Genomic DNA, 18,957 nt, shown 5'->3' with positions numbered 1-18,957 from the left:
ACGAGCACGAGTCACAGGACCCGCCGCACCCAGCAATCGCTGTGCACCCGGGCCGATTCCACCCGCAGCGCCGTCTGCCGCACCGGCCGTGCCGTCCGGTTGCCCGGCGAGCGGCAGGCGCTGACGACCGGCGGAAGCACGTACGGCAGCCGTACCGGCCTCCTGCACCGTACCGGCTTCTGCTGTCCAGGGTTCGAGCAGCCTTTCCAACTCCGCGATGCCGCGGGAGGTCTGGCTCTTCACCGTGCCGACCGATATGCCCAGCGCGGCCGCCGTGTCACGCTCCGACAGGTCGAAGGCGTGCCGCAGGACCACGCAGGCGCGCTTGCGGAAGGGCAGCCGCTGCAGCGCCTCCCGCAGGTCCAGCACCGCCGGCAGGTCGGGTCCGTCCGTGCGCTCGGGGCGCTGCGACCAGAACAGGGCGACCCGGCGCCGCTCGCGCACCGCGCTGCGTATCCGGGAACGGGCCAGGTTGGCCACCACGCCGCGCGCGTACGCCACCGGGTGGTCCGCGTCCCGCACCCGGTCCCAGCGCCGCCACAGGGCCACCAGGGCGTCCGCCGCGAGGTCGTCAGCGGCATCCGCCTCGCCGGTCAACAGGTGGGCCAGACGGGCGAGTTCGGCGTAATGCCGTTCGAAGAACGCGTGGAACGCGACGGCATCGTCGTCGACGGCAGTGCCCACGGTCACCTCTTCCTGCCCGGACCTCCCCGCCACGGCGCGGCGAGAGCGTAGCAGCGGGGAAAGGCTCTGGGCAGAGGTCGGGAATCATCTTCTTTCCCGCGGTAACCGCTGGTCCACGTGGTGTGACCGCGGCGGGGCCGGGTGATTGCCGCCGGCATGGGCGGCGGGCATCAGCCGCCGGAGCGCACGCACCGCTGGACGCGGGTCACCATGGGCAGGTCGAACTCGCCCTCGGCCGTCTCCGGTTGCGCCCGCAGGTAGTCCCGCAGGCCCGCCTTGACCGCCTCGCGCTCGGCCTCCTCCATCACCAGGATGTGCGAGTGCGTCGCCACCGTGGCCACCAGCGACTCGACGGTCCGCCGCATGGCGTGCGGGAAGTCCGCGTCCACCGCGACCGAGAAGTCCGGGTGCGGCTCGATCCTGCGGCCCGGGCTCGTCGCCCAGCCCAGGTACGACACCTGGGTCGGCGAGACGTCGCCGGCGCCGGCGACCCACGGGACCCGGTCGTCCTCGGCGTTGGAGAGCGTGGCCAGCGCGCCGCCGGGACGCAGCACCCGGGCGATCTCCGGCAGCGCCTTGTCCTGGTCGAACCAGTGGATGGCCTGCCCCACGACGACCGCGTCCACCGAGGCGTCGGGCAGCGGGATGTCCTCCGCGCTGCCGTTGAGCGCGGCGGCCTGCGGGGCCTGGCGGCGCAGCTCGTCGAGCATCGCCGGGTCGGGCTCCACCGCGGTCACACGGTGGCCGAGGGCAAGCAGGCCCCGGGTGAGCTTGCCGGTGCCGGCGGCGAGGTCGAGGACGTGCAGTTGCGTGGTCCGCGCTGCGGCGGGCGCGAGCGCCCACTGGATGGCCGCGGCCGGATAGTCCGGGCGGTGTGCGGCGTACTCGGCTGCCACCGCGCCGAAGGACGATGCTCGTTTCGCGTACAGCTCCGGGTCGTACCCGGTCCCCTGGTTGCCCATGCACCCGACCCTACGGTCGTCCCTCCGCGGGCGGTCGGGCACCCCTGGGGCAGGTCCTGGGGCACGTCTCTGGGGCACGGGGGCGCCGGGCCACCGGGTCAGAGGCGGCGGGTGGCGAGCAGCAGGCGGTCGCGGGCGTCGAAGAGCGCGTCCTTGATCATCTGCTCGTGCGCGGGCGTCAGCCGCGCCACCGGCACCGAGCAGCTCACCGCGTCGCGCGCGGGCGTGCGGTAGGGCACCGCGATGCCGAAGCAGCGCAGGCCCAGGGTGTTCTCCTCGCGGTCCACCGCGAAGCCCTGCTCCCGGATGACCGCCAGTTCGGCGATCAGCTTCTCCCGGTCGGTGTGGGTGTGCTCGGTCAGCGGCTCCAGCGTCTCCGGCAGCAGCTTGCGCACCTGCTCGTCGGTGTACGTGGCGAGCAGCGCCTTGCCCAGCGACGTGGAGTGCGCGGGCAGCCGGCGGCCGACCCGGGTGAAGGGCCGCAGGTAGTGCTGCGACTGCCGGGTCGCCAGGTAGACCACGCTGGTGCCGTCGAGGCGGGCCAGGTGGATGGTCTCGCTGGTGTCGTCCGACATCCGGTCCAGCGTGGGGCGGGCCGCGGCCACGACCTCGTCGCCGTCGATGTAGGACGTGCCGACCAGCAGTGCGCGCACGCCGATGCCGTAGCGCGTACCGGTCGCGTCCGTCTCGATCCAGCCGAGGTCGACCAGGGTGCGCAGCAGCATGTAGAGGCTGGACTTGGGGTAGCCGACCGACTCCTGCACCGACGCCAGGCTGTGCATGCCGGGGCGGCCCGCGAAGAACTCCAGCAGCTCCACCGTGCGGACCGCGGACTTGACCTGGGAACCGGCTCCCTCGGCAGCACCCATTGCGCTCGACCCCTCTTGTTCGCGCGGGAGGCCCGGACGTAGGCTCCCCTGAGATTCACATGTGAAGACGTTGTTCAGTATATAGAACTGACGACGGTATGAGTGCGGAAATGTGGAGGTTATTCCGGTGGCAGTACCAGTCTGGAGCGTCGACCCCCGTACCGGGAAGCAGCGCGAGCAGGTCGCCGTCGAGGCCACGGCGGAGGACGTCGACGCCGCTGTCCGCGCCGCAGCCGCCGCGATCCCCGCACTCGCCGACCGCAGCGTACGCTCCCGGCTGCTGCGGGCGGCCGCCGGGGCGCTGGAGGAATCCGCCGCCGACGTCGTCGCCACCGCCGACGCCGAGACCGCGCTGGGCGCCCCCCGACTCACGGGCGAGCTGGCCCGCACCGCCTACCAGCTGCGCGCCTTCGCCGACGTCGTGGACGAGGGCGCCTTCCTCGACGTGATCATCGACCACGCCGACCCGGCCGCGCAGCCCATCCCGCGGCCCGACCTGCGCCGGATGAAGATCCCGCTGGGCGTCGTCGCGGTCTACGCGGCAAGCAACTTCCCGCTCGCCTTCTCCGTCCCCGGCGGCGACACCGCAAGCGCGCTCGCCGCCGGCTGCCCCGTCGTCGTCAAGGCCCACCCCGACCACCCGGCCACCTCCGCGCTGTGCGCCGGGCTCCTGCGCGGCGCCGCCGAGTCCGTCGGCCTGCCCGCCGACACCGTCGTGCTGCTGCACGGCTTCCAGGCCGGCGTCGAGCTGGTACGCCACCCCGCCGTCGCCGCCGCGGGCTTCACCGGCTCCGTCCCCGGCGGACGCGCCCTCTACGACGCCGCGGCGGCCCGCCCGCAGCCCATCCCCTTCTACGGCGAACTGGGCAGCCTCAACCCGGTCGTCGTCACCGAGGCCGCCGCCGCCGAGCGGGCCGAGCAGATCGGCACCGGGCTCGCGGGTTCCTTCACCCTCGGCGTCGGGCAGTTCTGCACCAAGCCCGGCCTGGTGCTCGCCCCCGCCGGCTCCGACGGCGACCGGCTGGTCGCCGCGCTCACCGGGGCGGCGGACTCCGCGGCGCCCGGGGTGCTCCTCGACTCCCGCATGCGCACCAACTTCCTGGCCGGCGCCGCCGCCCGCGCGGCCCTCCCCGGCGTGTCCGCGCCCGTCGCGCCCGCAGGCGAGGGCGAGACCGGGGTACGGCCCGGCTTCGTCACCGTCCCGGCCGCCGAACTGACCGACCTGCTCCTGGAGGAGTGCTTCGGCCCGCTGACCGTGGTCGTACGCTACGGCTCCGCGGCCGAGCTGTCCGCGGTCCTCGACCGCCTCCCTGGCAACCTCACCGCGACCGCCCACCTCGGCACGGCGGAAGCCGCCGAGGAGGACGGCCCCGCGGCCACCCTGCTGTCCCGCCTGACCGCGGTCGCCGGCCGCGTCCTGGTCAACGGCTGGCCGACCGGCGTCGCGGTGGCCCCCGCCCAGCACCACGGCGGCCCCTACCCGGCGACGACCTCCACGTCCACGTCGGTCGGCGCCACGGCGATCGAGCGCTGGCTCCGCCCCGTCACCTACCAGGACACCCCCCCGGCCCTGCTCCCGGCGGAACTCCGCGAGTCCAACCCCCTGTCCCTGCCGAGGCGGGTCGACGGGGTGCGGTCGTAGGCCGCCGCACGCGGCGCCGGGTCAGGGCTTCCAGCCCGCCTGGACGCAGGCCCGGGTCAGGGCGTCGGTGTGGGTCTGCCAGTAGGCCGTGTCGCCTGCGACTCCGTCGCCCAGGGACTTGGACTCGGACGCGATGCCGTTCGTGTGGGACTTCCGGGCCGACGTGTCGACCTTCTTGTACAGGGCCTGCTGCTCGCTCGTCGTCTTCGCCGAGGCGAGGCCGTGGGCCAGGTCGTCGCAGGCCTGGCGGGCCGGGGCGTCCAACCGGGTCGGATCGGTGGGCTTCGCGTCGTCGCCGCCGGACGAACAGGCGGTGAGGGCCAGGAGGGCGGCGGCGAAGGTCACAGCTACGAGTCGTGGTCGCATCCCACCAGCGTGGCCGAGGGCGGTCGGCGCCGCGGGCTTGTGACAGCTCTGTGACTCATGTGGTCCGGGCCGGCCGCAGGGCGAGCGCGGTGGCCAGGGCGGTCAGGGTGACCAGGGCCGCCGCGATCAGCAGGCTCCGGCGCATGCCCGTCAGGAAGTGGGCCTGGTCGGCGACCAGGGAGCCGAAGAGGGCCACGCTCAGGCCGCCCGCGACCTGGCGGCCCGCGTTGAGGACGCCGGCCGCCAGGCCTGCGCGCTCCGCCGGGACGGCGCCCATCGCCGCGGCCGTCAGCGGAGGGACCGCGAGCGCCCCGCCGACCCCGAGCGGCACCATCGCCGCGGCCAGCAGGGCGACGGGGGTGGCGGCGCCGACGGGGAGCAGCAGGAGCAGGCCCGCGGCCATCAGCAGCTGGCCGGCGAGCATCGGCAGGCGCGGGCCGTAACGGGTGGTGAGCCGGCCCGAGATGACGTTGACGGTGGAGATCAGCAGGGTCATGGGCAGGAACATCAGGCCCGCGGTGAGCGCGGACTGGCCGCGTACCTCCTGGAAGAACAGGCCGAGCACGAAGAACATCCCGAAGAAGCCGACGCTGAGCGCGGAACCCGCCGCGATCGACACGGCGACGACGCGGTTGCGGAACAGGCCGAGCGGCACCACCGGGTGCGGGTGCCGGGACTCGATCAGGAAGAAGGCCGCGGTCGCCACGGCCGCGACCCCCGCCGCCGCCCACCCGGCGCTTCCGCCCTCGACCACCGCGAAGGTCAGCGCGGCCAGCGCCACCACGGCGGTGAGCTGGCCAGGGGCGTCCAGCGGCGCCCGGCGGCGCTCGGAACGGGCCGCCGAACGGGCGGGGAGGAGCAGGGCCAGGACGGCGAAGGGCAGGTTCACCAGGAAGATGCCGCGCCAATTCCACGCCGTGGTCAGTGCGCCACCCGCGACCGGGCCGAGCGCGATCGCCGACGAACCCCCCACCGCCCACAGGGAGATGGCCCTGGCCCGCCGGGCCGCGTCGGGGTAGGCCTGCCTGACCAGGGCGAGCGAGGACGGCAGCACGACCGCGGCAGCCGCACCCTGCAGAACCCTCGCCGCGATCAGCACGCCGAGCCCGGGGGCCGCGCCGCAGGCCAACGAGGCCGCCGCGAAGACCGCGACGCCCCAGGCGAAGGCCCGCCCGGCGCCGATCCGGTCGGACAGCGCGCCGGTGGACAGCATCAGCGCGGCGAAGGCCAGCGTGTAGCCGTCGACCACCCACTGCAGCGCGGACAGCCCGCCGTGCAGGTCGCTGCCGACGGCGGGGAGCGCCACGTTCACGACGGAGGCGTCGAGGGTGATGAGGAAGAAGCCGAGCAGTGCGGCGGCCAGGGTGCGGCCGGCGGACACGGGCGGCGGCACGGCGGCCGCCGCGTCATCCCGGGTGGGGGAGGGGCGCCCGGCACGTGCGGTGAGGTCCTGAGGCATGCCCACCAGCCTGGCCGGGCACGGCCGCGTACAGTAGTGGCCGCAATGCCAAGCACCCGGAGGTTCTGGCCATGCCCAGCACGCCCGCCGAACCACCCGCGCCCGACGCCCGCACAGCCCGTACCGCCCCCCACCGCGTCGCCGTCATCGCGGGCCGACCGGTGTCGATGTTCAACCTCGCCGTCCCCGAGATGCTCTTCGCGAAGGTCGAGGTGGACGGCGGCCCCGGGTACGAGGTCGAGCTGTGCACCCCGCAGCCGGGCGTCGTCGGCACCAGCGGCGGCGCGGAGGTGGTGATCCGCAGCGGGCTGGACGCGGTGGGGCGGGCCGACACGGTGATCGTGGCGGGTACGGGGTCGCGGGCCGAGCCCGACCCGCGGGTGCTGGCCGCGCTGCGCACCGCCGCCGCCGCGGGCAAGCGGGTCGCCTCGATCTGCACGGGCGCCTTCCTCCTGGCCGAGGCGGGCCTGCTGGACGGCCGCAAGGCGACCACCTACTGGACGTACACCACGGAACTCACCGCCCGCTACCCGGCGGTGGACGTCCAGCCCGACGTGCTGTTCGTGCAGGACGGGCAGATGGTGACGTCGTCGGGGTACGCCGCGGGCATCGACCTGTGCCTGCACATCATCCGCACCGACTACGGCGCCGCCGTCGCCAACAGCGTGGCGCGGTACGCCCTGGTGGCACCCGTACGGCCCGGCGGCCAGGCGCAGTTCACCGAGACGCCGCTGCCCGCCGAGACCGGCACGTCCTTCGCCGAGACCCGCGCGTGGGCGATGACCCGGCTCGACCAGCCGCTCACGCTGACCGACCTGGCCCGGCACGCGGCGGTCAGCGTCCGCACCCTGACCCGGCGCTTCCACGCCGAGACCGGGCTCAGCCCCCTGCAGTGGCTGCTGCACCAACGGGTCGAGCGGGCACGCGAGTTGCTGGAGACGACCACGCTGCCGGTCGACCAGGTGGCGCGGGCCAGCGGCCTGGGCACCGCGGACTCGCTGCGCCAGCACCTGCTGCGCCGGGTCGGCCTGACCCCCAGCGACTACCGCAGCAGCTTCAGCCGGCTCACGGCGGTGTGAGCCGGATCAGCCGCGCGCCCGGGGGCGGACCCCGGGGCGGCCGCGTCAGGCGCCGCCGACCTCGTACAGTGCGGTCATGGGCGACGTACTGCACATCAAGGGCCGCATCCTGGCAGGACCGGACGACGTACACGACGAGCTGTGGGTCGTCGGCGGCCGGATCAGCTACCGGCGGCCGGCCGCGGAGGCCGTCACCGTCGAGGGCTGGGCGCTGCCCGGCCTGGTCGACGCGCACTGCCACGTCGGGCTCGACGCGCACGGGGCCGTCGACCGCGCCACCGCGGAGAAGCAGGCACTGAACGACCGGGACGCGGGGGCGCTGCTGCTGCGGGACGCGGGTTCGCCCAGCGACACCCGCTGGACCGACGAGCGCGACGACCTGCCGCGGATCATCAGGGCCGGCCGGCACATCGCCCGCACCCGCCGCTACATCCGCAACTACGCCCACGAGATCGAGCCCGGCGACCTGACCGCCTACGTGCGCCGGGAGGCCAGGCGCGGCGACGGCTGGGTCAAGCTGGTCGGCGACTGGATCGACCGGGAGCAGGGCGACCTGGCGCCCTGCTGGCCCAAGGGCGCGCTGGCGGAGGCGATTTCGGCCGCGCACCAGGAGGGCGCCCGGGTCACCGCGCACTGCTTCGCCGAGGACTCGCTGGCCGACCTCGTGACCGCCGGCATCGACTGCATCGAGCACGCCACCGGGCTCACCGACGAGACGGTGCCGCTGTTCGCCGAGCACGGCGTCGCGATCGTGCCGACGCTGGTCAACATCGCCACCTTCCCCCGGCTCGCGGCCGGTGGCGAGGCCAAGTTCCCGCGCTGGGCCGAGCACTTGAGGCGGCTGCACGCCCGCAGGTACGAGACCGTACGCAACGCCCACGACGCCGGCATCGCCGTCTACGCCGGTACGGACGCCGGCGGCAGCCTCCCGCACGGGATGGTCGCCGCGGAGGTCGGGGAGTTGGTGACCGCGGGCCTGCCGGTCGAGGCGGCCCTGTCCGCGGCGACCTGGGGGGCACGCAAATGGCTCGGCCGCCCGGGCCTGACCGAGGGCGCACCGGCCGACCTGGTCGTCTACGGCTCCGACCCGCGCGCGGACGTGCGGGTGCTGGCGGCGCCGCGCCGCGTCGTCCTGCGCGGCGCGGTGGTGGCCTGACCTCACGGCGGCAGGGCGGTACGGCGGACCCGCGCGGCTTCGCCCGTACGGTACGCCGCCCGCCGCGTGTGCGCGGGCGCACTGCTGACGCGGCCGTAACGCCACGCGGTGGCGGCGCGTTGGACACCGCCGTGCGATCCGGCACGTCAACGGGCGTGCGGGCGTGATCCTGCCGGACGAGTGACGCACGGGAACTTCCGTGCAGCGGAATTCGAAGATACTCACGGAAACCACCCTTATGGGTGAACTAGCGGCGCGTAGCCGCGAATTCACTCTCAGTGCGTAAACATGGCTGCCCTAGTAGCCCTGGCAGCTGTCCCCAGCACCACTTCGCTGCCCGGGCAGTCCGTCGAACCCGACTTCACCCGTGGGGGTCCCACACCGTGTACCGCACCATCAACTTCCGTCTGCCCGCCCGCCGTTCGGCCGCCGCCGCGGGCGCGGCCGTCGCCCTCGCCGCAGGTGCCGCCGCCTTCGCCCCCACCGTGCAGGCGGCGCCCGCCGGCGCACCGGGCGGCGGCACCTCCAGTGCGGCCGTGCTGCGGGCCGGCCTCGACCTCTCGCTGCTCGGGCGGAGCGTGGACGTCCCGGTGAACGTGTCGCTCAACGACGTGCGCGCACCCGCGGACGCCCGCAAGACCGCGCTCACCGTGAAGGTCGGCAGCGGTGTGGAGGGCGGGCGCGGCATCAGCATCCTGCGGGCCGACGTGGCCACCGCGAACGCCACCGCCGACGCCGGGAAGGCGGAGGGTTACGCCAACGTCGCGCACGCCGAGGTCCACCTGCCGGGCCTGCCGCTGCTCGCCCTGGTCAAGGCCGACACCATCACGTCCAAGGCCACCTGCGAGGCCGGGCACCGGCCCACCGCCCACTCCGAGCTGCTCGGGCTGACCGTGCTCGGGCAGCGGATCACGCTCGGCGCGGTCGGCACCACGGACCTCACCGTGCCGGGGGTCGGCCGGGTGAGTCTGGACCTCACCAGGACCTCGACCACCACCGCGTCGGCAGCCGCGACCGCGCTGCAGCTCAGGGTGCACCTCAACCCGCTGAGCCTGGGTGTGGCCGAGATCAGCGGCCAGGTCACGCTGGCGCAGGCCACCTGCACGACACCGCACAAGGGCGGCTCGGCGTCGGGCGGTTCGACCACCGGGTCGACCTCGGGCTCGACGTCCGGGTCGACGTCGGGGTCGACGTCGGGGTCGACCTCCGGTTCCACCTCCGGCTCCACCAGCGGCTCCACGTCCGGTTCGACCTCCGGCTCCACCAGCGGCTCCACGTCCGGCTCCACCAGCGGCTCCACGTCCGGCTCGACCAGCGGCTCCACCACCGGCGGCTCCGGCAACGGCGGCTCCACCTCCGGCAGTTCCGCGGCCGGCGGCGGCAACGGCGGCGGTGCGGCCGGCGCCTCCGGCGGCAGCGGCTCCGCGGGCGGCACCGCCATCGGCGGCAGCGGCTCCTCCGGCGGCGCCGACACCGTCACCCAGACCACCCCGAACACCGGCAACCTCGCCGAGACGGGCGCGAGTTCGTCCACGCCCTACCTGGCGATCGGCGCCGCGGGTCTGGTGACCGCGGGCGCGGCGACGTACCTGCTGACCGCCCGCCGCCGCAGGACCGCCTCCGCCGCCGACGCACAGGACTGACGGCATAGGGAGACAGACCCGTAGCAAGGTCACAAGGGGGGAACGAAAGCCTCCAGGGCGGCGTCGCACCACGGACGCCGCCCTCTAGGCTTTCCCCCGAGACCGGCGACTCGCCAGGGTCCTGACGAGTCGGCGCGGGTCTGACTCGGCTCGGCGCTGGGGGACACGGTGGGCGCTGGGCACACAGGCGGGCGGGGCAGGGATGACGGACGGGCTTTTCGCGGGGCGCTACCAACTGCAGGAGCTGCTCGGCGCCGGGGGCATGGCCCGCGTCCACCGGGCGCAGGACACCCGCATGGGCCGTACCGTCGCCGTCAAGACGCTGCTGCCGGAACTGGCGGGCGACCCCGACGCCCGGCGCCGCTTCGCCCGTGAGGCGCAGGCGGCGGGCGCGCTCAACCACCCGGGCATCGTCACCGTCCACGACCAGGACGAGGTCCGCGACGGCGACGATGTGGTGCCCTACCTCGTCATGGAGTACGTGCGCGGCGGCACCCTCGCCCAACTCGTGCGGCAGCAGGTCTACTTCGCCCCCGAGCGGGCGGTGCGGATCACCTGCGACATCCTCGACGCGCTCGCCCACGCCCACCGGCACGGCACCGTCCACCGCGACGTGAAGCCCGCGAACGTGATGGTCACCACCGAAGGTGTCGTCAAGGTCGCCGACTTCGGCATCGCCCGCGTCCTGGACACCGACGCCCGGCTGACCACCACCGGGTCCGCCATCGGCACCCCCAGCTACATGTCGCCCGAGCAGATCAACGGCGCCGAGGTCGACGCCCGCAGCGACGTCTACTCGGTCGGCTGCGTCCTGACGGAACTGCTCACCGGGCGGCCGCCGTTCACCGACGGCAACCCGATCAACCTGATGTACTGGCACGTCCACACCCCGCCGCCCGCCCCCTCGGCCCGCAACCCGCGGGTGCCCGCGGAACTGGACGCGCTGGTGCTCACCGCGCTCGCCAAGGACCCGGCCGACCGGCACTTCGACGCGGCGGTCTTCCGCGACCGGCTGCGCAACTGGCTGACGGTGTCCGGGCATTCGGCGCTGCTGGCCGGTCCTGCCGCGCCGCCCGCCGACGACCGGGCGACCCGGCCGCTGGGCTCCGCCACGGGTGACCCTCGGGCCACCTTCGGGACGGGCGCGGGCCTTCCCGCGGCCCCGTCCCTGCAGAAGCCGCCGACGCCCGCGCAGCCGTCCACGCCCCCGCAGCCGGTGCCCCCGCAGTCCACGCCCCCGGCGTCCACGCCGCCGCCGGCGACCCCGCCCCGGGCGAACCCCTTCGGGGCCGCCCCCGAGTCCACCCCGCCGCCGTCCGCACCGGCCGAGCACCCGGCGTACGCGCTCCGGCCGCAGGTGCCGCTGCCGCCGCCGTACCACCCCGGCACCCCGCCGCCGCTCAACGGCCCCAGCGGCACAGGTGAGTTCGACCCGGCCCGGCGGGCCAGGCGGCGCTGGATAGCGGGCGTGTCGGGCCTCGCGGTGGCCGCCGTCGCGGCGACCGTGACCTTCGTCTTCGTCCCCCTCGGCAGCGGCAAGGGCGGCGACGACCCGACGACACCGCCCACCCACCCGCCGACCGTCACCCTCGCGCAGGACGCGGCGCTGAAGATGCACGGCGGCAAGGAGGGCGCAGGATACGGCGGCGGTCTCGACGGCGTCGTCAAGCCGTCGAGCAAGCGGGGCGGCACCCTGCAACTGGCCGCGTCCAGCACCGAGGACGGCATGCTCGACCCGGCGCGCACCTACTCGCAGCCGTCGTGGAACGTGCAGCGCCTCTACCTGCGCAAGCTGGTCGACTACGCGCCGAAGCCGGGCGCCGCCGGCCGCGCCCTGATGCCCGACCTCGCCACGGACACCGGCCGGGTCAGCTCCGACGGCTACACCTGGACCTTCACCCTGAAATCCGGTGTCACCTTCCAGGACGGCACCCCCATCACGTCCCAGGACATCAAGTACGGCATCGAACGGACCTTCGACCGCACGGTGTTCGGCACAGGACCCACCTACTTCGTGGACCTTCTGGACCAGGGGCAGAACTACCCGGGGCCTTACAAGGACACCGACCCCGACAAGCTGGGCCTGCACTCGATCGCCACCCCCGACAAGAAGACGATCGTCTTCACCCTCTCCAAGCCCTTCGCCGACTTCCGTTACGTACTGGCGATGTCGATGGCCGCACCCGTGCCGCGCGACAAGGACACCGGCGGCGGCAAGGACTTCCAGAACAAGCCGGTCAGCAGCGGTCCTTACGAGGTGAAGACCTTCACCGACGGCAGCTCGCTGCGCCTGGTGCGCAACTCGCACTGGGACCCGGCGACCGACTCCATACACTCCGCGCTGCCCGACGAGATCGACCTGCGCTACTACAGCAGCCAGGAAGCCGTCGAGGACGCGCTGCTGTCGGGCTCCGCCGACCTCGACCTCAACGGGGAGACGCTCTCCGACGGTGCCGAGACCAAACTGCTCAACGACCCCGCCCTGAAAAGCCGCTCCGACCTCGTCTACAACGGGGCCACCCGCTACCTCACCCTGCAGACGGGCGTCGCCCCCTTCGGCAACCAGCAGTGCCGCTGGGCCATCGAGTACGCCGTCGACCGCTCCCAGATACGGGCCGTGCTCGGCGGGCAGTACGACGGCGGGGACGTCGCCACCACGATGCTGCCCCCCGTGGTCGACGGCTACGACCCCGACGCCACCCCCTTCGGCTACTCCGACGGCACCGCCTACCCGACACAGGCCAAGCAGCAGCTGGCGGCCTGCCACAAGCCGAACGGCTTCGACGTCACCCTTGCGGGGCCGAGCAACTCACCGAGGCTGGAGGACGCCATGCTGACCATCCAGCACTCGCTGGCCGCCGTCGGCATCCGGGTCAAGATCGTGCAGGTCAGCACCGCCGACTACTACGCCACCCTGACCGACCCCGGCAAGCTGAAGAAGGCCGGCTGGGGCATGGCGCTGACCGTGTGGGCCGCCGACTGGCCCACCGGCGGCGGCTTCCTGCGCACCCTGGTCCAGCCCGGCAACCCCAACAACTACGCAGGCCTGAACGACAGCAACCTCAACGGCATGGTCGAGAAGGCCGACACCCTCACCGACCCCGCGGCGGCCGCCGCGCAGTGGAAGAAGGTCGACGCCGCCGTGATGAGCGACTCCACGATGGTGCCCCTGGTCTACGCCCGGCACCTCGTCTACCGCGGCAGCCGCCTCACCAACGCCTACGAGCAGCAGGTGCTCGGCGGGATCGACCTCACAGCCCTGGGAGTTCAGTCCTAGCGGTGCCCAGCGCGTTGAGGAAGCCGTCGGTGGTCCTGCGGTCCCGCACCGCCACCCGCAGCCAGTCGGGGCCGAGGCCCGGGAAGGTGTCGGCCCTGCGCACCGCGTAGCCCAGCACCCGCAGCCGCTCCCTGACCCGGTCGGCGGCCGGCATCCGCAGCAGCACGAAGGGCGCCGCAGGTGCCTCGCCCGCGACCTGCACCCCGTCGAAGTCCCGCAGCCGGGACAGCAGATACGCCCGGTCGGCCGCCACCTGCCCGGCTGCCGCCGCCGCCTCCGCGAGCGCGTCCGCCTCCATGCACGCCCCGGCCGCCGCCAGCGCCGGGGTGGAGACCGCCCACAGCGGCTGCGCGCGCTCCAACTCGGCGACCAGGTCGCGCGTACCGAGGACGTAGCCGATCCGCAGCCCCGCCAGCCCCCAGGTCTTGGTCAGGCTGCGCAGCACCAGCAGCCCCGGTATGTTGCGCACCCCCGCCAGCGACTCCCGTTCGCCCGGCACCGCGTCCATGAAGGCCTCGTCCACCACCAGCGTCCGCCCGGGCCGTGCCAACTCCCGTACGGCGGCGGCCGGATGCAGGACCGACGTCGGGTTGGTCGGATTGCCCAGCACCACCAGGTCGGCGTCCGCGGGCACCGCAGCAGGGTCCAGGCGGAAGCCGTCCGCCGCACGCAGCAGCACCCGCTCCACCTCGTGCCCCGCGGCCCGCAGCGCCGCCTCCGGCTCGGTGAACTGCGGGTGCACCACCACCGCGTGCCGCGGCCGCAGCGCCCTGGCCAGCAGCACGAAGGCCTCCGCGGCGCCCGCGGTCAGCAGCACCTCCCGCTCGTCCGCCCTGCCGTGGCGCAGCGCCACCGCCCGCCGGGCCGCCCGCCCGTCCGGATACGCCGCAAGTCCCGCCAGCGAGGCGGCGATCCGCTCGGCCAGCCACGAAGGGGGCGTATCCGCACGGACGTTGACCGCCAGGTCCACCAGGCCCGCGCCGACCTCGGCGTCACCGTGGTGCGCCAGGTCGTGGTCGACCCCCGCGGGCTGCGCGCCGCGCTCAGTGGGAGTGAGCATGGGTGTGCCCCTGGCCGCCGTGGGTGTGGCCGCCGTGCGTGTGCGACGGGTCGTCGGGGTGGTGGTGCGGCTGCTGCGGCAGGCCCACCCGGTCCTCGAAGCCGGGCATCGCCACCCGGTAGACGCAGGCGTCGCAGTTCATCCGCACGTCCCCGGCGACCGCCTCGCGGTAGCGCTCCATCACCAGCCGCGCCAACTCCGGCTCGGGGCCGATGACATCCGCGCACCGGACGTCCACCCCTGCGCCCAGCCCCGCCGCCCACACCGCGGCCTGCTCCCGCACCCGGTCCGGCAGCACCCCGCTGAAAAGGAAGTACGGCAGCACCACGACGGTGCGCGCGCCCAGCCGCAGGCAGCGGTCGAGACCCGCCGGGACCGACGGCTCGGCCAGCGACACGAAGGCGGTCTCCACGCCCGCGTAACCGCGGCCCTCCCACAGCAGCCGGGCCGCCTTGGCGACCTCGGCGTTCGCGTCCGGGTCGGTCGAACCCCGTCCCACCAGCAGCACCGTGGCGCCCGCGCGGTCCGCGCCCGCCAGCGCCTCGTCCACCCGCCGCTCCAGCACCGCGAGCAGCCCCGGATGCGGCCCCAGCGGGCGCCCGTACGCGAACGACGTCCCCGGATGGCGCTGCTTCTCCCTGGCCAGCGCCGCCGGGATGTCGCCCTTCGCGTGCCCCGCCGACACCAGCATCAGCGGGACCGCGGCGAAGGTGCGCGCGCCCGCGCCCGCCATCGCCGCGACCGTGTCCGCCAGCGGCGGCGGCGACAGCTCGATGAAGCCGCCGCCCACCGGCAACTCCGGGTGTGCGGCGCCCAGTTGCGCCACGAAGTCGCGGAAGGCGCGCGCGCCCGCCTCGTCGCGGGTGCCGTGCCCGACGAGCAGCAGTGCGGGAGGGGTCACAGGTCGTTCTCCTTGCGATCGTGCGCCGCCACCGGGGTGTACAGCAGCGCGTTGAGGGCGGCCGCGGCCACCGCGGAACCGCCCTTCTCCGAGATGTTGCTCACCGCGGGAAGCCCCGAGGCGCGCAGATGCGCCTTGCTCTCGGCCGCCCCCACGAAGCCGACCGGCATGCCGATCACCAGGGCGGGGGCCGCGTCCAGCACGAGCAGTTCCTCCAGCGCGGTCGGCGCGCAGCCGATCACCCACAGCGCGCCCGGGCCGACCTGCTCGAACGCCAGCCGGACCGCGTGCGCGCTGCGGGTCAGACCCGGGCGGGCGACCGCGTCGCCGAGCCGGCACACCGCCGTGCGGGCCGTGATGCCCGCCGCGACCATGCCGACGTCGGCCACGACGGGGGCGCCCGCGTGCAACGCGGTGTGCGCGGCAGTCAGCTGGGCCTCGTCGGCGACCAGGTCGTCGGCGTAGGCCAGGTCCGCGCTGGAGTGGATCACCCGCTCAAGCACCGCGCGGTGCAGGCGCGGAAGCGCGGAGGTGTCCAGGCGGGACCGCAGGATCCGGAAGGACTCCTGCTCGATCGGGTGGACCGTGCGGGTCATACGCCCTCGCCCCCTTCCGCGGACTGCCAGCGGTAGCCGCGCGGGGTCACCATCCGGCCCGCGACCACGCGGGAGGCGGTGTTGCCGACGACCACCACCGACACCATGTCGACGGTGGACGGGTCCACCTGTGACAGCGTCGTGACGGTGACCTGCTCGTCAGGGCGGGACGCCGCCCTGACCACCCCGACGGGGGTCGCGGACGAGCGGTGCTCGGCCAGCAGGGCCAGGGCCTTGGGCAGTTGCCAGTCCCGGCCGCGGCTGCGCGGGTTGTAGAACGTCACCACCAGGTCGGCCTCCGCCGCCGCCCGCACCCGGCGCTCGATCACCTCCCACGGGGTGTGCAGGTCCGACAGGCTGATCGACACGTGGTCGTGGCCCAGCGGTGCGCCCAGCAGCGCCGCCGCCGCCAGGGCCGCGGTCACGCCCGGGACGCCCACGACGTCGATGTCGTCCGCGGCCTCCGCGAGGGCCGGGGAGGCCATCGCGTACACGCCGGCGTCGCCGCTGCCCACCAGCGCGACCGCCCGGCCCGCGCGGGCCTCCGCCACGGCGGTACGCGCCCGCTCCTCCTCCGCGCCCAGGCCCGACTCCAGCACCCGGGTGCCAGGTGCCAGCAGGTCGCGGACCTGTGCCACGTACTGGTCGAGGCCGACCACGACGGACGCGCGGCGCAGTTCCTGCACCGCCCGCGGCGTCAACAGGTCCCGGGCGCCCGGCCCCAGCCCCACCACCGCCAGCCGCCCGCGCGGCCTGCGCCGCGCCACCGCCGCGGTGGCCATCGCCGACTTCCGCTTCTCGACCAGGAGTTCACCTCCCGGCCCGGCGCCGAGCAGTGCCGCCGCCTCCGCCACGGACGGCGTCCCCACCGCCTGCAGCGGTGCCGCGGAGGGATTCGGAACGGCGACCTGGGCGAGTTCGGCTGCCGGGTATGTCACGAGGGGTACGCCGAGCCGTTCGGCGGCCCCGACGATCCCGCCCTCGTCCGCCTTGGCGTCCACGGTGGCCAAGGCCCACAGACTCCCGACGGCAACTCCTCCCGCCCCCAGGCACTCCCGCACGAGCCCCACAACCTCCTCGACCCCGACCCCCCGGCTCCCCCCGACCCCCACAACCAGCGAAGGCGGCCGCACCACGACCATCCCCTCCCGCCCCCCCACAACCCTGTCGGTCACCCACACGACGTACTCCCCCGAGGACCGGTGCGCCGGAACCCCACGCCCGGGTACCCCCGGGGCTGCGGGCCGCGGGCCGCCCCCGCCTTCCGGCGCGGCGGCGGTGCGGGTTGCCGGGACCTGCGGGGCCAACCCGCCTTCCGGCGCGGCGGCGGGAAGCGAAGTGTCGCTGCCCGCCGGTACCGGGCGGGCCTCGGGCGGGGTGGTTTCGGCACTGCCGGGTTGCGCCGTCTCGTGTCCCGCCGTTGCGGCGGGGTGGGGTGCTGGGGCCTGCGGGGGGCCTCCGCCTTCCGGCGCCGCGGCGGGAAGGGGATTGGTGCTGTCCGCCGGTGTCGGGCGGGCCTCGGCAAGGGGCGCCGTGCTGGTTGTGGGGAGGGCGGGGAGGGGCCAGGGAGGGGAGTTGTGGAGGTGGACGGGGGTGCCGTCCAGGAGGGCGCGGGTGACGGAGGGGATGGCGCCCTCGGCGGGGTAGGGGAGGGCGTCGAGGGCCGTCGTGGACGTCGCGTCCGTGGCCGTCGTGATGACGGGGGTGGTCGTCAGGACCTGGGAGACCGCCTGGGCCAGGGAGTTGGCGCCGGCGGCGTGGCCGCCGAGGAGGGCGACGGCGTGACGGTGGGCCTCGTCCACCGTCACCACGCCCGGGTCGGACGCCTTGTCGGCCAGCAGCGGCGCCAGCAGGCGTACCGCCGCACCCGTGGCGAGGAAGACGACGAGCTGGTCGCACTCCGCGAAGGCGGCCTGCACGAGGTCGCGGACGGCGCCGCCGTCGTAGCGGCGGGTACGGTCCGGCCACGCGGCGGCGAGCCGGTCGCAACCGGCCCTGCCCGCCGCGGTGGTGGCGATGAGGCCGATCACGCGGGTGCTCCTTCGGAACGGGGGGCGGGCCGTTCGGCCCACAGGACGAAGACGGGGTTGGCGGCGGCGAGCCGGGTGACACCGCCGGGCAGCGGCGCCAGCCGCGAGGACTGCAGAAGGACGCCGTCCGGGGTGAGGCCCGCCGCCGCGAGGGCGGCACGGACCTCGGCGACCCGGTCGACCGCGGCGAGCGTCACGACGACCGCGCGCCGCGCCCGCCGCGCGCACGCGGCCACGACGGCCGCCACGTCGGACCCGCCGCCGCCGACGAAAGCGGCGTCGGGTTCGGGCAGTTGCCCGAGCACGTCGGGCGCGCGGCCGACGACGGCCTCGACGTCCACCCCGTGGGCGGACGCGTTGGCCCGCACCCTCCCCACCGCTTCAGGGGACTTGTCCACGGCCACCACCGCAGCCCCGAACCGCGCGCACTCCACGGCCACGGACCCGGAGCCGGACCCGATGTCCCAGACCAGCTCACCGGTGCGCGGCCCGAGCCGCGCCAGTGCCAGCGCGCGCACCTCGAACTTGGTGACCATGGAGTCCCGGTGCGCGAAGTCCGCCTCGGGCAGCGCCCACCCGGCGGGCGCGGGCCGCGGACCCGCGACCGTACCGGCGGCGGGCGGCACGCACGCGCCGGACCGCAGGCACAGCACCACGCTGACCGCGTCACCCCAGTCCCGGTCCGCGGCCTCCCGCGGCGAGAGCGCCACCACCGACTCCGCGTCGGAGCCGAGTCCGCTCGCCACCACGAGGGTGCGGTCCAGCCCGGCACGTGCCAGGGCAGCGCCCAACTCCGCGGCCCCGGCGCCCGGTCCGGTCAGGACCGCCGTCTTCGGGTGCGCCCGGCAGACGTTGACCGCGGTCCGCAGGTCCCGCCCGTGCGCGCTGACCACGACCGCGTCGTCCCAGCTCAGCCCGGCCCGGGCGAAGGCGACCGCGACGGACGGCGCCGACGGCCGTACGTCCAGCGCGCCCGCACCGAACCGCGCACCCAGCGCCCGTACGATCCCGAAGAAGCCGGGGTCGCCGGACGCCAGCACCACCACCCGGCGGCCCGCGTCCGCGTACGCGCCGATCTCGTCGAGAGCGGGGGCCAGCGGCCCGAGCACCAGGCGCCGTACCCCGGGCGGGAGTTGGGCCGCGTCGAGGTGCCGGGCCGCGCCCACCACCAGGTCGGCGGCGCCGACGGCGGGCGGCGGCCCGCCCGTACCCGCCCCGAGGACCGTGATCACC

Annotated in this window: 14 protein-coding genes and 1 pseudogene; 5 read left to right on the top strand and 10 right to left on the bottom strand. The window is 75.0% G+C overall.

Going from position 1 to position 18,957, the window contains the following annotated elements:
* Positions 1–117 precede the first annotated feature (117 nt).
* The 3 genes and pseudogenes from JT723_RS09760 to JT723_RS09750 form a co-directional block, all read right to left on the bottom strand.
* Positions 118–684 (bottom strand): annotated as a pseudogene (locus tag JT723_RS09760) (SigE family RNA polymerase sigma factor); the annotation flags it as partial.
* A gap of 170 nt (positions 685–854) precedes the next feature.
* Positions 855–1,646, bottom strand: a complete 792-nt coding sequence (locus tag JT723_RS09755) for a class I SAM-dependent methyltransferase (protein WP_205044123.1) — start codon at positions 1,644–1,646, stop codon at positions 855–857.
* Positions 1,647–1,744: 98 nt separating this feature from the next.
* Positions 1,745–2,515 (bottom strand): IclR family transcriptional regulator, encoded by a 771-nt coding sequence (locus JT723_RS09750; protein ID WP_205044122.1) that lies wholly within the window; start codon positions 2,513–2,515, stop codon positions 1,745–1,747.
* Between the two features lie 127 nt (positions 2,516–2,642).
* Between JT723_RS09750 and JT723_RS09745 the strand changes: the two genes are divergently transcribed.
* Positions 2,643–4,157, top strand: coding sequence for an aldehyde dehydrogenase (NADP(+)) (locus tag JT723_RS09745; RefSeq protein WP_205044121.1), 1,515 nt, complete (start codon positions 2,643–2,645; stop codon positions 4,155–4,157).
* Positions 4,158–4,178: 21 nt separating this feature from the next.
* On the opposite strand, the gene JT723_RS09740 is transcribed toward JT723_RS09745, so the two are convergent.
* Positions 4,179–4,523 carry a hypothetical protein gene (locus tag JT723_RS09740; RefSeq protein ID WP_205044120.1) on the bottom strand — a complete coding sequence of 115 codons (345 nt, stop codon included), beginning with the start codon at positions 4,521–4,523 and terminating at the stop codon, positions 4,179–4,181.
* Positions 4,524–4,578: 55 nt separating this feature from the next.
* Positions 4,579–5,982, bottom strand: coding sequence for an MFS transporter (locus JT723_RS09735; RefSeq protein ID WP_205044119.1), 1,404 nt, complete (start codon positions 5,980–5,982; stop codon positions 4,579–4,581).
* A gap of 71 nt (positions 5,983–6,053) precedes the next feature.
* Here JT723_RS09735 and JT723_RS09730 point away from each other — a divergent pair, with 71 nt between their 5' ends.
* The 4 genes from JT723_RS09730 to JT723_RS09715 all read left to right on the top strand — a co-directional run bounded on the left by JT723_RS09730 (position 6,054) and on the right by JT723_RS09715 (position 13,137).
* Positions 6,054–7,061, top strand: coding sequence for a GlxA family transcriptional regulator (locus JT723_RS09730; RefSeq protein ID WP_205044118.1), 1,008 nt, complete (start codon positions 6,054–6,056; stop codon positions 7,059–7,061).
* 76 nt (positions 7,062–7,137) lie between these two features.
* The gene (locus tag JT723_RS09725) at positions 7,138–8,217 is read left to right on the top strand and encodes an amidohydrolase family protein (RefSeq protein ID WP_205044117.1); all 1,080 of its coding nucleotides are present in this window, start codon (positions 7,138–7,140) and stop codon (positions 8,215–8,217) included.
* 383 nt (positions 8,218–8,600) lie between these two features.
* Positions 8,601–9,860 (top strand): SCO1860 family LAETG-anchored protein, encoded by a 1,260-nt coding sequence (locus JT723_RS09720; RefSeq protein ID WP_251512910.1) that lies wholly within the window; start codon positions 8,601–8,603, stop codon positions 9,858–9,860.
* A 202-nt stretch (positions 9,861–10,062) separates the two neighbouring features.
* Positions 10,063–13,137, top strand: coding sequence for an ABC transporter substrate-binding protein (locus JT723_RS09715; protein WP_205044116.1), 3,075 nt, complete (start codon positions 10,063–10,065; stop codon positions 13,135–13,137).
* Here the strand turns inward: JT723_RS09715 and cobC are convergent.
* From cobC to cbiE, 5 genes are read right to left on the bottom strand one after another with little or no spacing between them, the layout of a single operon-like run.
* On the bottom strand, positions 13,112–14,197 hold the full coding sequence (gene cobC / locus JT723_RS09710) for an Rv2231c family histidinol phosphate aminotransferase CobC (protein ID WP_205044115.1): 1,086 nt from the start codon (positions 14,195–14,197) through the stop codon (positions 13,112–13,114). The two genes, JT723_RS09715 and cobC, sit on opposite strands and share 26 nt — an antisense overlap.
* Positions 14,181–15,098: a sirohydrochlorin chelatase gene (locus tag JT723_RS09705; RefSeq protein WP_205044114.1), complete on the bottom strand. Its 918-nt coding sequence runs from the start codon at positions 15,096–15,098 to the stop codon at positions 14,181–14,183. The genes cobC and JT723_RS09705 overlap by 17 nt, the downstream gene beginning before the upstream one ends.
* Positions 15,095–15,694, bottom strand: coding sequence for a precorrin-8X methylmutase (locus JT723_RS09700; RefSeq protein ID WP_205044113.1), 600 nt, complete (start codon positions 15,692–15,694; stop codon positions 15,095–15,097). The genes JT723_RS09705 and JT723_RS09700 overlap by 4 nt, the downstream gene beginning before the upstream one ends.
* Positions 15,691–17,724 (bottom strand): precorrin-3B C(17)-methyltransferase, encoded by a 2,034-nt coding sequence (gene cobJ, locus JT723_RS34995; RefSeq protein WP_251512922.1) that lies wholly within the window; start codon positions 17,722–17,724, stop codon positions 15,691–15,693. The genes JT723_RS09700 and cobJ overlap by 4 nt, the downstream gene beginning before the upstream one ends.
* Positions 17,721–18,956: a precorrin-6y C5,15-methyltransferase (decarboxylating) subunit CbiE gene (cbiE, locus tag JT723_RS09685; RefSeq protein ID WP_205044112.1), complete on the bottom strand. Its 1,236-nt coding sequence runs from the start codon at positions 18,954–18,956 to the stop codon at positions 17,721–17,723. Before cbiE ends, cobJ begins: the two co-directional genes overlap by 4 nt.
* Position 18,957 lies beyond the last annotated feature (1 nt).

Origin of the sequence: Actinacidiphila bryophytorum, from assembly GCF_016916835.1 — a bacterium.
Classification (GTDB): Bacteria; Actinomycetota; Actinomycetes; order Streptomycetales; family Streptomycetaceae; genus Actinacidiphila; species Actinacidiphila bryophytorum.
This window is presented reverse-complemented; position numbering and strand designations above follow the sequence as displayed.

Excerpts from the sequence above, each read along its gene's own strand:
- JT723_RS09755 (WP_205044123.1), bottom strand. The coding sequence starts at position 1,646 with ATGGGCAACCAGGGGACCGGGTACGACCCGGAGCTGTACGCGAAACGA.
- JT723_RS09750 (WP_205044122.1), bottom strand. The coding sequence starts at position 2,515 with ATGGGTGCTGCCGAGGGAGCCGGTTCCCAGGTCAAGTCCGCGGTCCGC.
- JT723_RS09740 (WP_205044120.1), bottom strand. The coding sequence starts at position 4,523 with ATGCGACCACGACTCGTAGCTGTGACCTTCGCCGCCGCCCTCCTGGCC.
- JT723_RS09735 (WP_205044119.1), bottom strand. The coding sequence starts at position 5,982 with ATGCCTCAGGACCTCACCGCACGTGCCGGGCGCCCCTCCCCCACCCGG.
- JT723_RS09730 (WP_205044118.1), top strand. The coding sequence starts at position 6,054 with ATGCCCAGCACGCCCGCCGAACCACCCGCGCCCGACGCCCGCACAGCC.
- JT723_RS09725 (WP_205044117.1), top strand. The coding sequence starts at position 7,138 with ATGGGCGACGTACTGCACATCAAGGGCCGCATCCTGGCAGGACCGGAC.
- JT723_RS09715 (WP_205044116.1), top strand. The coding sequence starts at position 10,063 with ATGACGGACGGGCTTTTCGCGGGGCGCTACCAACTGCAGGAGCTGCTC.
- cobC (WP_205044115.1), bottom strand. The coding sequence starts at position 14,197 with ATGCTCACTCCCACTGAGCGCGGCGCGCAGCCCGCGGGGGTCGACCAC.
- JT723_RS09700 (WP_205044113.1), bottom strand. The coding sequence starts at position 15,694 with ATGACCCGCACGGTCCACCCGATCGAGCAGGAGTCCTTCCGGATCCTG.